This is a genomic window from Kitasatospora sp. NPDC023118 (assembly GCF_055560875.1).
In genome coordinates this window covers 259,158-278,657 of the sequence record NZ_JBVHHW010000001.1, presented here as the reverse complement: position 1 = coordinate 278,657, position 19,500 = coordinate 259,158, and the positions used below count along the sequence as shown (strand labels likewise).

Annotated in this window: 16 protein-coding genes, 1 tRNA gene and 1 pseudogene; 14 read left to right on the top strand and 4 right to left on the bottom strand. The window is 70.7% G+C overall.

What is annotated here, in order from left to right; genetic code table 11:
- Positions 1–55 precede the first annotated feature (55 nt).
- Together ACZ3UD_RS01240 and ACZ3UD_RS01235 are read left to right on the top strand one after the other, a co-directional pair.
- Entirely contained in the window at positions 56–490 is a 435-nt protein-coding gene (locus tag ACZ3UD_RS01240) for an ATP-binding protein (RefSeq protein ID WP_465580921.1), read from the top strand.
- An 11-nt stretch (positions 491–501) separates the two neighbouring features.
- Positions 502–1,065, top strand: coding sequence for a hypothetical protein (locus tag ACZ3UD_RS01235; RefSeq protein WP_465580919.1), 564 nt, complete (start codon positions 502–504; stop codon positions 1,063–1,065).
- A 38-nt stretch (positions 1,066–1,103) separates the two neighbouring features.
- Here the strand turns inward: ACZ3UD_RS01235 and ACZ3UD_RS01230 are convergent, their stop codons facing one another.
- Positions 1,104–1,661 (bottom strand): hypothetical protein, encoded by a 558-nt coding sequence (locus ACZ3UD_RS01230; protein WP_465580917.1) that lies wholly within the window; start codon positions 1,659–1,661, stop codon positions 1,104–1,106.
- 298 nt (positions 1,662–1,959) lie between these two features.
- On the opposite strand from ACZ3UD_RS01230, the gene ACZ3UD_RS01225 reads away from it, so the two are divergent.
- From ACZ3UD_RS01225 to ACZ3UD_RS01205, 5 genes and pseudogenes are all read left to right on the top strand, one after another.
- Positions 1,960–2,133, top strand: a complete 174-nt coding sequence (locus ACZ3UD_RS01225; protein WP_465580915.1) for a hypothetical protein — start codon at positions 1,960–1,962, stop codon at positions 2,131–2,133.
- Between the two features lie 326 nt (positions 2,134–2,459).
- Positions 2,460–4,655: an MMPL family transporter gene (locus ACZ3UD_RS01220; RefSeq protein WP_465580913.1), complete on the top strand. Its 2,196-nt coding sequence runs from the start codon at positions 2,460–2,462 to the stop codon at positions 4,653–4,655.
- Positions 4,656–4,660: 5 nt separating this feature from the next.
- Positions 4,661–5,848 carry a sensor histidine kinase gene (locus ACZ3UD_RS01215; RefSeq protein ID WP_465580910.1) on the top strand — a complete coding sequence of 396 codons (1,188 nt, stop codon included), beginning with the start codon at positions 4,661–4,663 and terminating at the stop codon, positions 5,846–5,848.
- A gap of 4 nt (positions 5,849–5,852) precedes the next feature.
- Positions 5,853–6,503 carry a response regulator gene (locus ACZ3UD_RS01210; protein ID WP_465580908.1) on the top strand — a complete coding sequence of 217 codons (651 nt, stop codon included), beginning with the start codon at positions 5,853–5,855 and terminating at the stop codon, positions 6,501–6,503.
- Positions 6,504–6,567: 64 nt separating this feature from the next.
- Positions 6,568–7,263: pseudogene (locus ACZ3UD_RS01205) on the top strand (SDR family oxidoreductase); the annotation flags it as partial.
- A 755-nt stretch (positions 7,264–8,018) separates the two neighbouring features.
- On the opposite strand, the gene ACZ3UD_RS01200 reads toward ACZ3UD_RS01205, so the two are convergent.
- Positions 8,019–8,639: a hypothetical protein gene (locus ACZ3UD_RS01200; protein ID WP_465580906.1), complete on the bottom strand. Its 621-nt coding sequence runs from the start codon at positions 8,637–8,639 to the stop codon at positions 8,019–8,021.
- A gap of 105 nt (positions 8,640–8,744) precedes the next feature.
- Positions 8,745–11,429: a DNA polymerase I gene (polA, locus tag ACZ3UD_RS01195; protein ID WP_465581371.1), complete on the bottom strand. Its 2,685-nt coding sequence runs from the start codon at positions 11,427–11,429 to the stop codon at positions 8,745–8,747.
- A 245-nt stretch (positions 11,430–11,674) separates the two neighbouring features.
- Here polA and ACZ3UD_RS01190 point away from each other — a divergent pair, with 245 nt between their 5' ends.
- The 6 genes from ACZ3UD_RS01190 (at position 11,675) to ACZ3UD_RS01165 (ending at position 18,571) form a co-directional block, all read left to right on the top strand.
- Positions 11,675–12,139 carry a PaaI family thioesterase gene (locus ACZ3UD_RS01190; protein ID WP_380609392.1) on the top strand — a complete coding sequence of 155 codons (465 nt, stop codon included), beginning with the start codon at positions 11,675–11,677 and terminating at the stop codon, positions 12,137–12,139.
- Positions 12,140–12,769: 630 nt separating this feature from the next.
- A complete protein-coding gene (locus ACZ3UD_RS01185) occupies positions 12,770–14,011 on the top strand; it encodes a branched-chain amino acid ABC transporter substrate-binding protein (protein ID WP_465580903.1) in 1,242 nt (413 codons plus the stop codon).
- Between the two features lie 144 nt (positions 14,012–14,155).
- The gene (locus ACZ3UD_RS01180; protein WP_465580901.1) at positions 14,156–15,085 is read left to right on the top strand and encodes a branched-chain amino acid ABC transporter permease; all 930 of its coding nucleotides are present in this window, start codon (positions 14,156–14,158) and stop codon (positions 15,083–15,085) included.
- 5 nt (positions 15,086–15,090) lie between these two features.
- The gene (locus tag ACZ3UD_RS01175; RefSeq protein WP_465580899.1) at positions 15,091–17,025 is read left to right on the top strand and encodes a branched-chain amino acid ABC transporter permease; all 1,935 of its coding nucleotides are present in this window, start codon (positions 15,091–15,093) and stop codon (positions 17,023–17,025) included.
- An 8-nt stretch (positions 17,026–17,033) separates the two neighbouring features.
- The gene (locus ACZ3UD_RS01170; protein WP_465581369.1) at positions 17,034–17,858 is read left to right on the top strand and encodes an ABC transporter ATP-binding protein; all 825 of its coding nucleotides are present in this window, start codon (positions 17,034–17,036) and stop codon (positions 17,856–17,858) included.
- A complete protein-coding gene (locus ACZ3UD_RS01165) occupies positions 17,855–18,571 on the top strand; it encodes an ABC transporter ATP-binding protein (protein ID WP_465580897.1) in 717 nt (238 codons plus the stop codon). Before ACZ3UD_RS01170 ends, ACZ3UD_RS01165 begins: the two co-directional genes overlap by 4 nt.
- Before the next feature lie 60 nt (positions 18,572–18,631).
- Here ACZ3UD_RS01165 and ACZ3UD_RS01160 read toward each other — a convergent pair whose 3' ends face one another.
- Positions 18,632–19,288, bottom strand: a complete 657-nt coding sequence (locus tag ACZ3UD_RS01160; protein WP_380417163.1) for an ANTAR domain-containing response regulator — start codon at positions 19,286–19,288, stop codon at positions 18,632–18,634.
- A gap of 99 nt (positions 19,289–19,387) precedes the next feature.
- Here ACZ3UD_RS01160 and ACZ3UD_RS01155 point away from each other — a divergent pair.
- Positions 19,388–19,460, top strand: a tRNA-Leu gene (locus ACZ3UD_RS01155).
- Positions 19,461–19,500 lie beyond the last annotated feature (40 nt).

The following is a 19,500-nucleotide window of genomic DNA, read 5'->3' as shown; positions in this document are numbered from 1 at the left end:
TAGCGTGACAGCGCGCTCCCTTCGCACGCCCCCTATCCCCCTCCGAGGTACCCCCATGCTCGTTTCCCGCCGCCCCCGCACGTTCGCCGCGCGCCTCGACTCCCGCCCGGACTCGACGCCCCTCGCGCGCCACCTCCTCCGCGCCTACCTCGCCGCCCTCCCCTCCGGCGACCGCTACACCGACGTCGCCGAACTCCTCCTCGGCGAGCTGTTCGCCAACGCCGTCCAGCACTCCGACGCGCCGGCCGACCGCCTCATCGAGATCCGCTTCGCCCTCACCAACGGCCTGCTCCGCATCGAGGTCCACGACGCGGGCAACGGTCGCCCCTCCCTCCGCCCCACCTCCCCCGACGACGAGCACGGGCGCGGCCTCTTCCTCGTCAACGAGCTTGCCGCGCGCTGGGGTTGCTGCCCCCGAGCGGGCGGGATCGGAAAGTTCGTCTGGGCCCTCATCGCCCCCGCCCCCGTCGCCGTCCTCGCCGTCGCCTGAACAGGAACCCCATGCGACTCGCCCTCACCGCCCGCCACCTGTTCGACACCGGCTCCACCCCCGCCGAGGCCTATGCCTCCCTCGCCCGCCGGACCCGCGAACCCCTGCGCTCGGCCCGCGCCGTCTGCGCGGCCCTCGCGATCCCGGCCGCCGAGGCCACCCGCCGCCTCAACGACTGCTACGACGCCCTCCTCGCCAACCCCCGCCCCGACTCCGAGGCCGACACCGGCGAACTCCTCGAAGCCCTCGGCGTCTTCGACGTCCCCAAGATCCTCGACGCCCACGACCTCGCCATCGTCGACCTCTTCCTCACCGCCATCGACGCCATGGGCGGCATCCGCGCCGGCCACCAGCACGGCCTCGCCCGCTGGTTCACCACCGGCAACCTCACCGCCGCCTACCTCTCCCTCGCCGCCGCCCACCCCCTTCCCCGCACCGGCGACCCCACCACCTACTGGACCACCCTCGTCACCGCCGGCGAACTCCTCTCCACCACCCCCTCCCCCGACACTCGCATCAAGCCCGCCCTCACCCACTGCCGCACCCGAGCAGCAGCCCGCGCCACCACCCCGTAAGCACAGGAAGTCGGCCCGCCCGAACCCCACAGGAGCCCTCAGGACAGCGGCTGCCCGCCACGGCCCGTCCGGGTGACACCACGCGGTGAGAACGTCATCGGGCCGATCCAGCCACGGCGGACCAGGGCGACCTGGGAGGGCAGCGGCATCACCGGGTCGAGGGCCCGCCCCCGTGACCAGTTCTCGAAGAGACCCTGAGTGGTCTCGACGGCGGACACCACCATGGTCACCTGGTGGTTCCCTTCGTCCCAGGTGTTCCACAGCGCCCATCCCTCCGGCCGGGCCTCGACACCGAGACGCGCGCACGCTTCCTCGAAGTCCTCGGCCATTCCTGCCGGCATGGCCCCGGGCTTCAACACGGTCGCACCGACGAGCCTGACCAACGGGCGGTCCTCCTCCACGCAGCCGTCGCCCTGGAAGTGGTAGCTCCGCACGACGCGGGCGAGAGCGTTGACGCTGCGCTGCAGCGGTGTCGCGTCATCCGGATCCGGCGCGAACGAGAGCCAGTCCTCGTTGGAGGCCTCGACCGTGACGCGGTGGGCGAGACGCTCGATCTCCCGGAGGTAGTCCAGGTCGCTCAGCTCAGGTGAGGTCATGGCGCGCAGTGTGGCATCCGGGCCCTCCGCTCGGACACGCGTTTTCGTCCCCCGGCACTCTCACCCCCGCCAGAACCACTCGCCGGCCCCCGTCCGGGCTCCGAAGCCGACACCGGCGAACCCGCGGCCATCCCTGGAGTGTCGGCGGTACAGCCGTTCGCGCGACCCGGCCCGCGCGGCGCCCGGTCGTTTCGGGGCAGGTTGCGAGGTCAGCGACCCGGGTCCTCCGAGGCCCCGGGAAACCTCCCGTGCAACAGCCACTCATTCGGAGCAGCCTGCCCCCACCACGGAGAACCCCATGCGCCTCGCCCCGCGCTCCGCCGCGCTCGCTGCCGCCGCGCTGTCCATCACCGCACTGGCCGGCCCGGCACCTGCCGCCGCCCCCGTCCCCGCCGCCGTCTGCGGCCCCGGCGACGGGCGGTACCAGCTCGTCCCGATCCTCTCCGGTGTCAAGGCACTCCTCATCCACTGAGGCGCCGCCGCCCCACCGGCACCATGCACAGGAAGTCGGCCCCTCCGACTTCCTGTGCAGCACTACTCGCGGTGGGGTGGTGGTCACGCTGGTCGGAGATGGGGTACGGGCATTCCAGAGCAGAAGCGCCGTGCTGTTCAAGGCAGTTGGACGAGGGATCCGTCCGGCGACCGGCCCCTCCCGCGCACCGCCCCGATCGACGTTCTCCCAGCTCAGCCCCTCGCTTCCGACGGCTCCGCCCCGCGCGCCGTCCACCGACTGGTGGACGGCAGGTTCAACCGGCCGGGCGTGTCGGGTTCGGCCCCCGGCCGACCAGGATCTCGGGTATGAGTCAACTCCCTGTGCGGATAGCCCGATGGAGCGCCCGGCACGCGTGGCGCGCGGTCGCCGGCTGGTTCGCGTTCGTCATCCTCTGCCTCGGCACCGGCATCGCGGTCGGCTCCCACCAGGCCACCACCGAGGACTACCGGGTCGGTGAGGCGGGGCGGGCCGAGGCGATGGCGAGCGCGGGCGGCCTGCAGCAGCGGCCGACCGAGCAGATCATCATCCACGCCAGGTCCGGGCCGCTGGACACCGCCGCCGCCGCTTCGGCGGCGCAGGACCTCACCGACCGGATGCGGAAGCTCCCCGAGGTGGACAGCGTGGCAGCCCCGGTCCGCTCCAGGGACGGCCAGGTCGTCAGGGTCGCGGTGGTCCTCAACGGTCCCGAGCTGGACGGGAAGAAGAACGTCGTGCCGCTCCTCGCCCAGACGGCGAAGGTCCGCGATGCCCACCCGAACCTCGTCGTGGAGGAGACCGGCTCGCCCTCCATCAGCAAGGGCGTCAACGACCAGCGCGGGAAGGACCTCGCGCTCTCCGAGCGCATCACCCTGCCGGTCACGCTCGTCACCCTGCTGATCGTCTTCGGATCGGTGGTCATGGCCGGTGTGCCGCTGCTGCTCGCGCTGTCCTCGATCACCGCCGCCCTGGGGCTGTCGATGATCGCGTCCCATGTCCTGCCCGACCCCGGTGTCGGGACCAACATGATCCTGCTCATCGGCCTGGCGGTGGGCGTCGACTACACGCTCTTCTACCTCAAGCGCGAACGCGAGGAACGGGCCCGCGCCGGGGGGCGGCTCAGTTCCGAGGCCCTGGTGGAGCTGGCGGCGGCGACCGCGGGCCGGGCCATCGTGGTCTCCGGTCTCGCCGTGATCGTCTCCACCGCGACCCTGTACCTGGCCACGGACGTCATCTTCTCCTCGCTGGCGACGGGCACGATCCTGGTCGTGGCGGTCGCCGTGGCCAGCTCCCTGACCGCGCTTCCCGCGCTCCTGGTGAAGATCGGCCACCACACCGAGCTGCGTGCGGCCCGCGGCAAGCCGGTCCGCACGAAGCGGGCCGAGGCCGAGACGGGCCGGGTGTTCGGTGCCCTGCTGAGGCCCGCGCGACGGCACCCCGCCCGCACGCTGTGCGTGTCGGTGCTGGTCATGCTCGCCCTGGCGGCACCCGCGCTCGGCCTCAAGCTCGTCGACCCGGGCAAGGACACCTTCTCCCGCGACATCCCGGCCATGCAGGCCTACGACCGGCTGAACGCGGCCTTCCCGGAACTGCTGGTGAATCACGTGGTCGTCGCCCGCTCCACACCGGACCGAGCGGCCGAGGTGCAGCACGCCCTGGCGGACCTCGGCCGACGGGCACAGGCCGACCCGCTGTTCGCCGGGGACGCCGAGCCGACGGTGCGCACCTCGCCCGACGGCCGGGTCAGTGTGCTGGAGCTGGCCGTCCCGTTCCCCGCGCCCTCCCCCGAGGCGATCGCGTCACTCGACCACATCCGCAAGGAGTACCTGCCCGCCACCGCCGGCAGGCTGCCCGGCGTGGAGACGGCAGTGACCGGTGACGTGGCCCGAGGCCGCGACTACGTGGACCACGAGAACGGCAAACTGCCGCTGGTCATCGGGTTCCTGCTACTGGCGACCTTCGTGATGACCGTGTGGGCGTTCCGCTCCGTCGTCATCGGCCTGATCGGCGTCGCTCTCAACCTGCTGTCCGCCGGGGCCTCGCTCGGCCTGCTGGTCGTGTTCTTCCAGGGGACGTGGGCCCAGGACCTCCTGGCCTTCCACTCCCTCGGTGCCATCGCGTCCCGGGTACCGCTGTTCCTCTTCGTGATCCTCTTCGGCCTGTCGATGGACTACCAGGTGTTCGTGGTCAGCCGGATACAGGAAGCCATGCGCAACGGGATGTCGGCCCGCGAGGCGGTACTGGACGGCATCAGCCGGTCGGCCAAGGTGGTGACCAGCGCGGCCATCGTGATGGTGACGGTGTTCGGTGCCTTCGTCGCGCTGCACCTCACCGAGATGAAGCAGATGGGGTTCTGCCTGGCGGTGGCCGTGCTGCTGGACGCCGTCGTCATCCGGCTCATGGTCCTGCCGTCGCTCCTGCTGCTCCTCGGCGAGCGGGCATGGTGGCCGCTTCGCCCGGCCCGTCCAGCACGACGGGCGCATGCCGCCGCCCCCCGTCCCGGAGTGCCGCAGGACATAGGCTGACGATCATGATTCAACGGCCGCAGCCGGGCGACCGGTTCCGCATATGGATCCTCCGCCGGTGGTACGCAGTCTCCTGGGTGCTCCTGGGCGCGTGTCCCCCGGTCATCTCCGAGCTGAACCACGGCAGGGCGACGAGGTACTGGTCGTTGGCGCTGCTCGCACTGATCGCCCTCGGCTACGCGACCGTGGCGGCCTTCCCCCGCAATCCCGTGCTGCGGCCCCACGCCTTCCTGGGCGTACTCGCCCTCGCCCTGGGCGCGCTGTCCCTCCTGCGTGGCGACGGCGCCGCACTGTTCATCGTGTCGCTCCCCCAGTTCTGGCTCTTCGCCAGGAGCCCGCGGCACTCGATCGCCTACAGCGGCGCCGCCGCCGCGGCCACCGTCGCCGGCATCGTCCGGCACCAGAGCCGGCACATGGAGGACTTCTCCACCGGCAACATCGTCTTCACCCTGATCGGCTACACGGCGGGCGTGCTGCTCGGACTGGGGGTGGTCCGGATCGTCGAGCAGAGCGACGAGCGCGCCCGCCACCTCGCCGCCGAACTGGCGAGCGCCCAACAGCGCCTGGCCGAGGCCCACCGGCTCCAAGGCGCCACGCAGGAGCGTGAGCGGCTCGCGCGGGAGATCCACGACACCCTCGCCCAGGGCTTCGCCTCCATCATCGTGCTGGCGGAGGCGGCCCGCGCCGGCCTCGACACCGACCCCGGCAGGACCTCCCGGCAACTGCTCTCGATCGAGAACACCGCACGCGAGAACTTCGCCGAGGCGCGAGTGCTCGTCGGCTCCGCCCCGCAGAGCGGTTCCGCCCTCGGCTCGATCGCCGGGACCCTGCGTCGGACCCTGGACCGGTTCGCCGAGGACACCGGGCTCACCGTCACCGCGGACCTACCGGACGTCGAGTGCGACCAGCCGACCCGGATCGCGCTCCTGCGCTGCACCCAGGAGTCCCTGGCCAACGTCCGCAAACACGCGGCCGCCTCCACGGTGGAGATCGTCCTCACTCCGTCCCCGTACGGCGTCGAACTGGAAATCACCGACGACGGCAGGGGCTTCGTGGTGGAGCACTCCCACGGCTTCGGACTCAACGGCATGCGCAACCGCCTCGCCGAACTCGGTGGCGAACTCACCGTCACCAGCTCGCTCGGCGAGGGCACCCGTATCCTCGCAGCGATTCCCACGACCAGTCAGGTATGACGACATGACAGCTCGAACAGAACCGGCCGGACTCCGCATCATCGTGGTCGACGACCACACGGTCATGCGCGCCGGAGTCGTCGCCCTGCTGGCCTCGGAACCCACCATCGACATCGTCGGCGAGGGCGGCGACGGCCGCGCGGCCGTCGAACTCGTCGAGCTCCTGAAGCCGGACGTGGCACTGATCGACCTGCGGATGCCGGTCCTCGACGGGGCGAGTGCCACCGCCGAGATCGTCAGACGCCACCCGGGCACCCGGGTGCTGATCCTGACCACGTACGACACCGACGCGGAGATAGAACGTGCAGTCGAAGCCGGCGCGATCGGCTACCTGCTCAAGGACACCACGCGCGACCAGCTCGTCGACGCCATCCGATCCGCGTCCCGCGGCGAGACCGTCCTGGCCCCGAGGGTCGCGGAGCGGCTGGTCGCCCGCATGCGGCAGCCCGCGCCGGTGGCTCTGACCACGCGGGAGGTGGACGTGCTGCGCGCGGTCGCCGACGGGCTGTCCAACGTGGAGATCGGCCGGCGGCTGGTCATCGCGGAGGCCACGGTGAAGACCCATCTGCTGCGGGTCTTCGCCAAGCTCGACGTCAGCGACCGCACCCACGCAGTGGTCGTGGCTCTCGAACGCGGGCTGCTGGACAGACGTTAGCCAACCCCTCGAGTGACACGTCATCGGCGGCGTGCCGCCCGATCCACCGACCAGAAGTACCGACATGAGATTCGACGACCACCGAGTGGTCATCACCGCCGCCGGCCGGGACTTCGGGCGCACCCTGGCCATACGTCTCGCGGACCTCGGCGCCGAGGTCTTCCTCTCCGCGCGCACCCTCGCCGCCGCGGAGCGGGTCCGGGACGAGATTCGCGCCCGCGGGCACCAGCGCGTCCACGCCTTCGCCTGCGACCTGACGGACCCCGCCTCGATCCGCGGCTTCGCCGCCGAAGTCGGCCGGCACACCGACCACGTCGACGTGTTGATCAACAACGGCTCCCGCTACCTCGAAGGCCCGGACCTCCTCTCCGCCTCCGATGAGGACGTCGTCGACACCATCGCCTCCGGCGCCACCGGCACCGTCCTGACCGTGAAGAACTTCCTCCCATTCCTGCTCAACTCGGCCAAGCCGGACGTGGTGACCATGGTCTCCGCCTGCGGAACGGCGGGGCATCACCGCTCGGACGCGCACGACGCCTTCTACGCGGCGAAGAGCGCCCAGGCAGGGTTCGTCGATATCCTCTCCAAGCGCCTGCGGCCCCAGGGAGTTCGGGTGATCTCCCTCTACCCGCCCGACTTCGACAACCCCGACCCCCTCGCCGAGGAGTGGGAGAGCACACCGCGCGGGGCCGAGGACGCCCTCACCGCACAGTCCCTCGTCCAGTGCATCCTCTTCGCGGTCTCCCAGCCCCGCGACTGTGATCGCGACGCAGCCCGGGTAGTCCGGTGCCGCGAAGCATTCGGCGAGCGCGTCGAAGATGTCGAGCGGGTGGCCTCCGTGCGCCGCGACCCGCTCGCTGAGTCGACGCGGTCGGCTCAGTCCGCCAGCCGCTGCCGGCACTCGTCGAGCGCCTCAGCCACCGTTCCGCGCTCGTCGCCGTCCGCCGGATCCAGGAGTTCACCGGCGGCGATCAGGGCCGCCCAGAACTCCGCCGGCCGCCCACGGCCGGTCCGCGGACCGGACCGCGCGAGCGACCGGAAGACCTGCGCCAACTCGCCCTTGACGAACCGGCGCTGGAGGTTGAGGTAGTGGCCACTCCCGAGGCCGCCCTGGGCGCGCAACGCCGCCCGCAGATGCCCGGCGATCACCTGCTCCCGGTCGTCGAGGCGCTTCGGGACGTCGAACACCCCGATCGTCTCCAGGACTTCGCCGTACAGCTCCTCCTCACCCGGCCGGGACTCAGACGCCAGCTCCGGCTCACTGCCCAACCGCCGTCGCAGCTCCGTCTCCTCGATCCCCAGCGCCAGCCCGACGGCGGACGCGGCGTCCGCCCATCGCGGCACCCGCGCGGCCAACTCCCCGCAGACCACGCCCGGCGCGGCCCCCGACCGCAGCCGCTCCCGGGCCTCCGTCACCAAGGCCGAACCACTGTCCACCACGCAACCCCACCCCTTCGCCACCTGCTGCGGACCCGCCTCGCACGCCGAAGCCCGGGGCCCGTCGAAGTCCCTGCGTCAGTGCGCGGAACCCGGCGTGAACGTCGGGTCCGGGCGGCGCGGGACCGGGATACCGGTCTGCACCGAGCCGCAGACCATGACCTGCCCGGCGCCGCGTGGGTAGCAGTCGCCCGAGCCGGGTCGCGGCTCGGTCCGGCAGTTGGTGCAGGGCACCGGGGCGATGTCGTGCGGGTCCTGCCCGGCCGGCGCGGCCGGGGCCTTGGGCTTCCCGGCCGCAGCGGCGCCCTGCGACTTGGCGGAAGGGGCCGCAGGGGCGTCCGCGCCCTTCGCGCCAGGCTTCCGGCGCGCCATCGGGGGGCTGCTCTCCGTTGAGTCCGCCGCGGGCTCCCCGGGCACCGGGACCGGTTCCGCCGTCGCGGACGGGCTCGGCGACGACGGCACCTCGGTCGGCGTCGACGTCGCCGTCGCACTAACGGTCGCCGTCGGCACCACCCCCGCCGTCGGACTCACCGCCGCGCTCGGCGTACCCGCCCCTGCCGGCGCCGCCGCCCCGCCCCCGCCGGACAGCGCCCACACCGACCCACCCACCAACAGCAGCGCCACCAGCGCGGCCGGGACCACCAGCCGGGCCTGCAGGAACCTCCGCCCCACCGCCGCGCCTTCGTCCGTCTCAGCCATCGCCACTCCCCCCGGCCCACCGCCGCGCCCCCTGCGCGACGAACGGCCAGATCGTAGCGGCGGGCCCGGACACTCCACGTGTCCGGGCCCGTCAGCGGCGCCGCGTCAGTGCGCGGCGGCCTCCCAGTTGGCGCCGATGCCGACGGAGACGTCCAGCGGGGCGCGCAGCGGGTAGGCGCCGGCCATCTGCTCGCGGACGACGGCCTCGACCTGCGCGCGCTCGCCCGGGGCCAGCTCCAGGACGATTTCGTCGTGGACCTGGAGCAGCATCCGGCTGGTGAGTCCGGCGGCGCGCAGGGCCTCGTCCACCCGGAGCATGGCGATCTTGACGATGTCGGCGGCCGAGCCCTGGATCGGGGCGTTGAGGGCCATCCGCTCGGCCATCTCACGGCGCTGGCGGTTGTCGCTGTTGAGGTCCGGCAGGTAGCGGCGACGGCCGAGCAGGGTCTCGGTGTAGCCGGTCGCGCGGGCCTCCTCGACGACCCGGTGCAGGTAGTCGCGCACGCCGCCGAAGCGCTCGAAGTAGGTGTCCATCAGGCCCTGGGCCTCGGCCGGCTTGATGCCGAGCTGCTGCGAGAGCCCGTACGCGGACAGGCCGTACGCCAGGCCGTAGGACATCGCCTTGATCTTGCGGCGCATCTCGGCGTCGACTGCGGCGCCGGGGACCTCGAAGACCTGGGAGGCGACGGTGGTGTGCAGGTCCTCGCCGGAGGCGAAGGCCTCGATCAGCGCCTCGTCCTCGGACAGGTGCGCCATGATCCGCAGTTCGATCTGCGAGTAGTCGGCGGTGAGCAGCGACTCGTAGCCCTCGCCGACGATGAAGGCCCGGCGGATCGCGCGGCCCTCCTCGGTGCGGACCGGGATGTTCTGCAGGTTCGGGTCCTGCGAGGAGAGCCGGCCGGTGGCGGCGACCATCTGGTTGAAGGTGGTGTGGATCCGGCCCTTGGGCGAGACCGTCTTGAGCAGGCCCTCGACGGTGGTGCGCAGCTTGGCCTGGTCGCGGTGGCGCAGCAGGATGACCGGCAGCTCGTTGTCGGTCTGGGTGGCGAGCCAGGTGAGCGCGTCGGCGTCGGTGGTGTAGCCGGTCTTGATCTTCTTGGTCTTCGGGAGGGCGAGTTCGCCGAAGAGGATCTCCTGGAGCTGCTTGGGCGAGCCGAGGTTGAACTCGCGCCCGGCGGCGGCGTGCGCCTCCTCGACGCAGCGCTGGATCTCGGCGGCGAACTGCGACTCCAGCCGGGTGAGCCATTCGCGGTCGGCGGCGATGCCGTAGCGCTCCATGCGGGCGAGCAGGGCTGCGATGGGCAGTTCCATGTCGCGCATCAGCTCGACGGCGCCGACCTCGGCGAGGCGAGTGTCGAAGAGCGCGGCGAGGTCGAGTACGGCGCGGGCCTGGAGCATCAGCGCCTGGGCGTGCGCGGCCGGGTCCTCCTCCGGTGCGTCGAAGGCGAGTTGGCCGCTCTCGGCGGCGGGGGCCGGGGTGAGCGAGCGGGCCAGGTACTCCTCGGCGAGCACCTCCAGCGTGAAGGTGCGGCGGCCGGGCTTCTCCAGGTAGGCGGCGAGCGCGGTGTCGGCGACGACCCCGGCGATGGTCCAGCCGCGCTCGGCGAAGGCCCGCATGACCTGCTTGGCGATGTGCAGGGCCTTGGGGGCGGCCGGGTCGGCGAGCCAGGCGGCGAAGGCCCGCTCGTCCTCCTCGGCGAGCAGCGCCGGGTCGAACCAGGCGGCCGACTCCCCTGCGGCGAGGGCGACTTCGGTGACCTCGCCGGTGCCGAGCGCCCACTGGTAGACGGCGGCCAGGGCGACGGCGGTCTTGCCGTCACAGGCGTGCTCGCGCAGCCAGCCGGCCAGCGTGCCCGGGTCGGTGAGCAGTTCGCCGTCGACCTCGACGCCGGGGGCGAGTTCGGCGGCCTCCTCCTCGCCGACGGCCGGGTCGATGCCGTAGACGCGGTCGCGGAAGTTGGCGTTGCGGAACTCCAGCGACTCCATCAGGGTGCCGACGGCGGCCTTGTCGAAGGGCTGGCGGGCCAGGTCGGCGACGCCCAGCGGGAGTTCGACGTCGCGGACCAGCTCGGTGAGCACCCGGTTGCGCTTGACCGAGTCGAGGTTGTCGCGCAGCTTCTCGCCGATCTTGCCCTTCACCTCGTCGGCGCGGGAGACGAGTTCGTCGAAGGAGCCGAACTGGTTGACCCACTTGGCGGCGGTCTTCTCGCCGACGCCGGGGATGCCGGGCAGGTTGTCGGACGGGTCGCCGCGCAGGGCCGCGAGGTCGGGGTACTGGCGCGGGGTGACGCCGTACTTCTCGGCCACCTTCTCCGGGGTGAAGCGGGTGAGCTCGGAGACGCCCTTGGTGGGGTAGAGCACGGTGACGCGGTCGGTGACCAGCTGGAGCGAGTCGCGGTCGCCGGTGACGATGTCGACGTCGTAACCGGCCGCCTCGGCGGCGGTGGCCAGGGTGGCGATGATGTCGTCGGCCTCGAAGCCCTCGACGGTGAGCCGGGGGATGTTCATGGCGTCGAGCAGTTCGCCGATCAGGCCGACCTGGCTGCGGAACTCGTCCGGAGTCTTGGCGCGGTTGGCCTTGTAGTCGGGGAACTCGACGGAGCGGAAGGTCTGCCGGGAGAGGTCGAAGGCGACGGCGAGGTGGGTGGGCGCCTCGTCCCGGACGGTGTTGGCGAGCATCGAGGCGAAGCCGTAGACCGCGTTGGTGGGCTGCCCGGTGGCGGTGTTGAAGTTCTCCACGGGCAGGGCGTAGAAGGCCCGGTAGGCCATCGAGTGCCCGTCGAGCAGCATCAGCCGGGGCCGGGGGCCGGCCCCAGCGCCACCCGTCGCGCCCTTGTCCGTACTCTGCGTAGCCACGTCAACGTCCGTTCCTGCCGATTCCACTACCGGCCACCGATCCTATGGCCCGGCACCGACAAAAGGGGCACCGGCGAAAGCCGCGCCGGGCGGGTGGCACGGGCGCTACCGGCGAGTAGGACGGTCGTACGATCACAGGCAGCACGACGACGTGACCCCCGAGCGGCAGGAGTTCCCCCATGACCGACGCGGCCCCCGACACCGCCCCCGTCCTGAAGGTCCCGCAGGACGTGCTGGACCACTTCGCCAAGCTCGGCGTGAGCCCGGAGACCTTCTCCGGCGGCCACCTCGGCGAGAAGCTCGGCATCCGGATCGTCGAGGCCTCCGGCGACCGCGTGGTCGGCACCATGCCGGTGGAGGGCAACCAGCAGCCGTACGGGCTGCTGCACGGCGGTGCCTCGGCGGCGCTGGCCGAGACGCTGGGCTCGATCGGCGCGATGCTGCACGCGGGCCCGGGCCGGTACGCGGTGGGCGTGGACCTCAACGCCACCCATCACCGCTCGGCCACCTCCGGCCTGGTCACCGGGGTGGCGACGGCGGTGTTCAAGGGCCGCACCGCCGCCACCTACGAGATCGCGATCACCGACGACACCGGCAAGCGGATCACCAGCTGCCGACTGACCTGCATGCTGCGCGATCTTTAGCCCCGTCAGGGTCCTGAAGCGAAGTCCTGAAGCGCCAAGAACCGACAAGAACCGTACGGCTGCCAACAGTTGTGACCGGGGTGACTTCAAGCCCCTTTTCCGCCCCCTTGTTTGACCTTCCATCGCCCTGGGCAGGCGTTGGTCCGGACAAGGGGGCGGTGGCATGTCCGGGGGCGATCGACACGATCCCCACACCTGTAACGCTGCGTAACAAGTAGGAAATCCAAGAAAACGGCGGCTCCGAGGCCTCCGGGCGCCCTGGACCCTCTTCGCCGCACACCCCTTGTCCGAAATCCGGACGCGCACGGTCGAAAGCAGCGCACCGAACACGAGTGTCCGATTATCGGCGATGCCAGCTGCAACCCTTATTTCTGGCCCTTACATCGCTCTACCAGCGGGTAAGCGCCCGGCAGTTCAGGGTCGGTCGAGCCAGAACGACCACATGCTGAGACAATTGCTCCGTGTGCTCATAACAAGAGAATCACAGCCTGCTCACACCACTGCCCGAGCCGCCCAACGACGCCTAGAGTCACGGCCAGTCACCGCGCCATCCGGAATGGGCCAGGCCCTCCGCGCACCCCGGCTCCCGCCACTCAGGCGCGGGCGCCTCCTGAACCGAAGGGGACCCTCGTGCGTCATCGTTCAGCAGTTGTCGTGAGCATTGCCGTGATCGGCGCCCTCAGCCTCACCGCCTGCGGCTCCCGCGGTGCGAAGTCCGGCGACGGCGCCGGCAGCAAGGACAACAGCGCCTCCACCACCGTCGTCATCGGCGTCGACGCCCCCCTCACCGGCGACCTCTCCGCCCTCGGCCTCGGCATCCGCAACTCCGTGGACCTCGCGGTCAAGAAGGCGAACGAGACCAACGAGGTCCCCGGCGTCAAGTTCGAGATCAAGGCCCTGGACGACACCGGCAAGCCCGCCCCCGGCCAGCAGAACGCCACCCAGCTGGTCGCCGACGACAAGGTCCTCGGCGTCGTCGGCCCGCTCAACTCCAGCGTCGCGCAGTCGATGCAGCAGATCTTCGACGACAAGAACCTGGTCGAGATCTCCCCCGCCAATACCGGCGTCGCCCTCAGCCAGGGCGAGAAGTGGGCCAGCGGCGAGAAGAAGCGCCCCTTCAAGTCCTACTTCCGCACCGCCACCACCGACGCCGTCCAGGGCCCCTTCGCCGCCCAGTTCCTCTACAACGACGCCAAGAAGACCAAGGTCTTCCTGATCGACGACCAGAAGACCTACGGCGCCGGCCTCGCCGCCACCTTCAAGGGCGAGTTCACCAAGCTCGGAGGCACCCTGGCCGGCGAGGAGCACGTCAACCCCGACGACCGCGACTTCGCCGCCATCGTCACCAAGGTCAAGAGCTCCGGCGCCGACGCCGTCTACTACGGCGGCGAGTACCCCGCGGCCGGCCCGCTCTCCCTCCAGCTCAAGGAAGCCGGCGTCAACATCCCGCTGATGGGCGGCGACGGCATCCAGAGCGCCGACTTCATCAAGCTCAACCCCAAGAGCCAGGGCGACTTCGCCACCGCCGTCGGCCTGCCCGTCGAATCCCTCGACACCGCCAAGAAGTTCATCGCCGACTACAAGGCGGCCGCCTACAAGGACGCCTACGAGACCTACGGCGGCTACTCCTACGACAGCGCCTGGGCCATCATCCAGGCCGTCAAGAACGTCGTGAAGGACAAGGGCAAGCTCCCCACCGGCGCCGACGCCCGCACCGCCGTCCGCGACGCCGTCCAGCAGGTCTCCTTCGACGGCGTCACCGGCAAGGTCTCCTTCGACGAGTTCGGCGACACCACCAACAAGCAGCTCACCGTCTACACCGTCAAGGACGGCAAGTGGGCCGTGGAGAAGTCCGGCACCTTCAGCGGCTGACGGCCCTCAGAGGCTGACGACCCTCAGGAGACCAGCCCCTCAGGAACAGCTCCACCAGCGCGCGGGGGCGCCACGAGTGCCCCCGCGCGCCCCCACATCCACCACCCACGCGGACACCCCCGAACGCACTACGGAGGCCCAGCGGTGCACGACCTACCGCAGCAGCTGGCCAACGGCCTGATCCTCGGCGCCCTCTACGGGCTCGTCGCGATCGGCTACACGATGGTCTACGGCATCGTCCAGCTCATCAACTTCGCCCACGGCGAGATCGTCATGGTCGGCGGCTTCGGCGCCCTGACCGCCTACCTCGCCCTCCCCGGCGGCACCACCATGTGGCTGGCCCTACCACTCATGCTGATCGCCGGCATCCTGGTCTCCACCCTCACCGCCGTCGCCGCCGAGCGCTTCGCCTACCGGCCACTGCGCAACGCCCCCCGGCTCGCCCCACTGATCACCGCGATCGGGCTGTCCATCTTCCTCCAGCAGCTCGTCTTCTCCTTCTACCCCGACGCCAAGAAGGCCCGGGTCTTCCCCAAGATCCCCGGCGACCCCTTCAACCTCGGCTCCGTCACCATCCAGCGCAGCGACCTCTTCCTGATCATCGCCGCCCCGCTGTGCATGCTCGCCCTCGGCTGGTTCGTCACCCGCACCCGCTCCGGCCGCGCCATGCAGGCCACCAGCCAGGACCCGGACACCGCCAAGCTGATGGGCATCGACACCGACCGCATCATCGTGCTGGCCTTCGCCATCGGCGCCGCCTTCGCCGCCGTAGCCGCCGTCGCCTACGGACTGCGCAGCGGCCAGGTCGACTTCCGGATGGGCTTCATCCTCGGCCTCAAGGCCTTCACCGCCGCCGTCCTCGGCGGCATCGGCAACATCTACGGCGCCATGCTCGGCGGCATCGCCCTCGGCCTCGCCGAAGCCCTCGCCACCGGCTACATCCAGCACCTGCCCGGCATGGACCTCTTCGGAGGCGGCGCCTGGAAGGACGTCTGGGCCTTCGTACTCCTCATCCTCGTGCTCCTCGTCCGGCCACAGGGCCTGCTCGGCGAGCGCGTCGCGGACAGGGCGTGACCACCATGACCACCACCAGCACCGAAACCACCACGGTCATCCCCCTGCCGGCCCGCGCCGCCGCGGCCCTCACCGGCCTCGGCGCCCTCGCCGTCGCCGCCTCCGCCGCCATGTCCTGGACCTGGACCAGCGACTTCCCCGGCGACCTCACCTACTTCGGCTCCCCGGCCGGCCTCCAATGGCTCGCGATCATCGCCGGCGTCCTCACCCTGCTGCTGCTCCTCGCCGGCCAGGGCGTCCCCGGCCTGCGCTGGGCAGCCCCCGCCCGCAGCAACAACGCCGTCCTGTACGCCGCCACCGGCGCCCTGGCCGTCGCCGCCTACTCCGTCGCCGCCATCTCCGTCGAACTCGGCGGCCTCGCCAACCTCGAACCCGGCGGCTGGGTCCTCGCCGCCGGCGGCCTGATCACCGTCCTCGGCGCCCTCGGTCTCCCGCTCGACCGCCGAACCCACGTCCCCGTGCGCATCCTCGACAAGCGGCTCTTCCTGCTCGTCCCGGCCGCCCCCATCGGCTGGTTCGCCGCCCACGCCATCCCCGCCGACCAGCCCGTCGCCCCGGTGATGACCGCCCTGTCCGGCGCCCTCGCCATCGCCACCGGCGCCGTCCTGCTCCTCCAGCTCGGCCACCTCGCCAACAGCGGACTGCGCCTGGGCAAGATCGAGCGCCCGCTCGACGCCCCCCGCCAACTCCCCTCCTGGGTCGAGGTCCTGATCATCGTCCTGGCCTTCGGACTCGGCCTGTACGCGATCACCTTCGGCATCGACACCGAGTACGGCGAACTCTTCACCGGCTACCTGCTGCTGGCCGGCTTCGTGGTCGCCGCGCTCGGCAAGTCCGGCCTGCTCGCCCGACTGCGCGCCCTGACCGTCAAGCACCGCCCCGTCACCACCGGCGCCGCCTTCGCCGCCGCGGCCAGCTTCCCGTTCACCCAGAGCAGCGACCAGTACACCTCCGTCGCCACCAACATCCTGATCTTCGCCACCGTCGCCCTCGGCCTCAACATCGTCGTCGGCCTGGCCGGTCTGCTCGACCTCGGGTACGTCGCCTTCCTCGGCGTCGGCGCCTACGCCGCCGCCCTGGTCTCCGGCTCCCCCGCCTCACCCATCCACGTCCAGTTCCCGTTCTGGGCCGCGATGCTCACCGGCGCCGTCGTCTCCATGGTCTTCGGCGTCCTGATCGGCGCCCCCACCCTGCGGCTGCGCGGCGACTACCTCGCCATCGTCACCCTCGGCTTCGGCGAGATCTTCCGCATCACCATGCTCAACCTCAACGGCACCACCGGCCCCAAGATCACCAATGGCTCCAACGGCATCCCCCGCATCCCCGACCTGGAGATCCTCGGCTTCGACCTCGGCAAGACCCATACCGTCGCCGGCATCGAACTCGGCCGCTTCTCCAACTACTACCTGCTGATGCTGCTCGTCACCGCCCTGGTCGTGCTGGTCTTCGCCCGGGTCGGCAACTCCCGCATCGGCCGCGCCTGGGTCGCCATCCGCGAGGACGAGACCGCCGCCGAAGCCATGGGCATCAACGGCTTCCGCCTCAAACTGCTCGCCTTCGCCATGGGCGCCTGCCTCGCCGGCCTCGCCGGCACCGTCCAGGCCCACGTCAGCTACACCGTCACCCCCGACCAGTACACCTTCGCCGAAGCCCTGCCGCCCAACTCCGCCTTCCTCCTCGCCGCCGTCATCCTCGGCGGCATGGGCACCATCAGCGGCCCGCTGGCCGGCGCCACCCTCCTCTTCCTCATCCCGAAGAAGCTCGAATTCCTCTCCGACTACCAGCTCCTCGCCTTCGGCGCCGCCCTCATCATCCTGATGCGCGTCCGCCCCGAAGGCCTCATCCCCAACCGGCGCAGGCAGCTGGAATTCCACGAGGCCGCCATCCCGGCCCAGCCCACCGGCGACGACGCCACCGCACTCACCAAGGCAGGGGCGTGACCACCCCGATGACCACCGCAACGCCACTGCTCGACGTCACCGGCGTCACCATGCGCTTCGGCGGCCTCACCGCCGTCAACGACGTCTCCCTCACCGTCGGCGAGGGAGAGATCATCGGCCTCATCGGCCCCAACGGCGCCGGCAAGACCACCTTCTTCAACTGCCTCACCGGCCTCTACGTCCCCACCGAGGGCACCGTCCGCTACCGCGGCACCCAACTGCCCCCCAAACCCCACCTCGTCACCCAGGCCGGCATCGCCCGCACCTTCCAGAACATCCGGCTCTTCGCCAACATGACCGTCCTGGAGAACGTCCTCGTCGGCCGCCACACCCGCACCAAGGAAGGCATCTTCGCCGCCATCCTCCGCGGCCCCCGCTACCACCGCGCCGAGGCCGAGAGCCGCGAGAAGGCCATGGAACTCCTCGCCTTCACCGGCCTCGCCGACAAGGCCGACCACCTCGCTCGCAACCTGCCCTACGGCGAGCAGCGCAAGCTGGAGATCGCCCGTGCCCTCGCCTCCGACCCCGGGCTGCTCCTGCTCGACGAACCCACCGCGGGCATGAACCCCCAGGAGACCCGGGCCGCCGAAGAACTCGTCTTCGCCATCCGCGACAAGGGCATCTCGATCCTCGTCATCGAGCACGACATGCGCTTCATCTTCAACCTCTGCGACCGGACCGCCGTCCTGGTCCAGGGCCAGAAGATCGTCGAAGGCGACCGCGAGACCGTCCAGAACGACGAACGCGTCATCACCGCCTACCTCGGCGCCCCGCTCGAAGACACGAGTGTCTCGGAGACCGCTACGGAGACCGCTACGGAGACCGACCAGTGACCGCACTCCTCGAAGTCCAGGACCTCCGCGTCGCCTACGGCAAGATCGAGGCCGTCAAGGGCATCAGCTTCACCGTCAACCAGGGCGAGGTCACCACCCTCATCGGCACCAACGGCGCCGGCAAGACCACCACCCTGCGCACCCTCTCCGGCCTGCTCAAGCCCACCGCCGGCCGGATCGCCTTCGACGGCCAGGACCTCTCGACCGTCCCCGCCCACAAGATCGTCGCCCTCGGCCTGGCCCACTCCCCCGAGGGCCGGCACATCTTCCCCCGCATGACCATCGAGGAGAACCTCCTCCTCGGCGCCTTCCTGCGCTCCGACACGGCCGGCATCGCCGCCGACGTGGAACGGGCCTACGGCCTCTTCCCCATCCTCGGCGAACGCCGCAAGCAGGCCGCGGGAACGCTGTCGGGCGGCGAGCAGCAGATGCTCGCCATGGGCCGGGCCTTGATGTCCCAGCCCAAGCTGCTCATGCTCGACGAGCCCTCGATGGGTCTTTCGCCGCTGATGATGCAGAAGATCATGTCCACCATCGTCGAGCTCAAGGCAAGCGGTACGACCATCCTCCTGGTCGAGCAGAACGCCCAGGCGGCGTTGTCGCTCTCCGACCGCGGCTACGTCATGGAAACCGGCCGCATCGTCCTCTCCGGGACGGGAGCCGACCTCCTGCACGACGAGTCCGTCCGCAAGGCCTACCTCGGCGAGGACTGAGCCGCTTTACGCAAGAAGGGCCCGGCGGACGCATCCGCCGGGCCCTTCCTCATGTCCGTACTACTCGGACTTGCCCTCTTCCGCCTTCTTGCGGTCCTGGGCCTCGCCCTCCTCGATGACCGCCTCGGCCACCGCCGCCATCGTCATCCGCCGGTCCATCGAGGTCTTCTGGATCCACCGGAACGCGGCAGGCTCGTTCAGCCCGAACTTCGTCTGCAGCACACCCTTCGCCCGGTCCACCAGCTTCCGGGTCTCCAGCCGCTGGGTGAGATCCCCGATCTCCTTCTCCAGCGCCCGCATCTCGGTGTACCGCGACACCGCCATCTCGATCGCCGGCACGAGGTCCGACTTCGAGAACGGCTTCACGATGTACGCCATCGCGCCCGCGTCCCGCGCCCGGTCCACCAGCTCCCGCTGCGAGAACGCGGTCAGCATCAGAACCGGCGCCAGGTGCCTCTCGTGGATCTGCTCGGCCGCGGAGAGCCCGTCCAGGACCGGCATCTTCACATCGAAGATCGCCAGATCCGGCTTCAGCTCCTCCACGAGCCGCACCGCCGTCTCCCCGTCCCCCGCCTCGCCGACGACGGTGTACCCCTCCTCTTCGAGCATCTCCTTCAGATCGAGGCGGATCAGCGCCTCGTCCTCGGCGATCACAATCCGGGTGATCTGGGGCGAATCGGTCTCAAGCGGCTGTGCCTGCTCGTCGGCGGTGCTCACTGCGCTCCTAGTTCCGGCGGGTACTGCATGCACGAGGGTACCTAGACACGGTATGTTTGAACTCGCAGGGTCGGGGCGGCAACCTTCGAAACTGTGGGCGCCCCGGTAGCCCAGCGGAAGAGGCAATGGTCTCAAACACCATACAGCGTGGGTTCGAATCCCACCCGGGGTACTTTTCCTTCAATTCCAAAGCCAGTTAGGTCAACCTAACA

Excerpts from the sequence above, each read along its gene's own strand:
- ACZ3UD_RS01240 (WP_465580921.1), top strand. The coding sequence starts at position 56 with ATGCTCGTTTCCCGCCGCCCCCGCACGTTCGCCGCGCGCCTCGACTCC.
- ACZ3UD_RS01235 (WP_465580919.1), top strand. The coding sequence starts at position 502 with ATGCGACTCGCCCTCACCGCCCGCCACCTGTTCGACACCGGCTCCACC.
- ACZ3UD_RS01230 (WP_465580917.1), bottom strand. The coding sequence starts at position 1,661 with ATGACCTCACCTGAGCTGAGCGACCTGGACTACCTCCGGGAGATCGAG.
- ACZ3UD_RS01225 (WP_465580915.1), top strand. The coding sequence starts at position 1,960 with ATGCGCCTCGCCCCGCGCTCCGCCGCGCTCGCTGCCGCCGCGCTGTCC.
- ACZ3UD_RS01220 (WP_465580913.1), top strand. The coding sequence starts at position 2,460 with ATGAGTCAACTCCCTGTGCGGATAGCCCGATGGAGCGCCCGGCACGCG.
- ACZ3UD_RS01215 (WP_465580910.1), top strand. The coding sequence starts at position 4,661 with ATGATTCAACGGCCGCAGCCGGGCGACCGGTTCCGCATATGGATCCTC.
- ACZ3UD_RS01210 (WP_465580908.1), top strand. The coding sequence starts at position 5,853 with ATGACAGCTCGAACAGAACCGGCCGGACTCCGCATCATCGTGGTCGAC.
- ACZ3UD_RS01200 (WP_465580906.1), bottom strand. The coding sequence starts at position 8,639 with ATGGCTGAGACGGACGAAGGCGCGGCGGTGGGGCGGAGGTTCCTGCAG.
- polA (WP_465581371.1), bottom strand. The coding sequence starts at position 11,429 with ATGCTGCTCGACGGGCACTCGATGGCCTACCGGGCCTTCTACGCCCTG.
- ACZ3UD_RS01190 (WP_380609392.1), top strand. The coding sequence starts at position 11,675 with ATGACCGACGCGGCCCCCGACACCGCCCCCGTCCTGAAGGTCCCGCAG.
- ACZ3UD_RS01175 (WP_465580899.1), top strand. The coding sequence starts at position 15,091 with ATGACCACCACCAGCACCGAAACCACCACGGTCATCCCCCTGCCGGCC.
- ACZ3UD_RS01170 (WP_465581369.1), top strand. The coding sequence starts at position 17,034 with ATGACCACCGCAACGCCACTGCTCGACGTCACCGGCGTCACCATGCGC.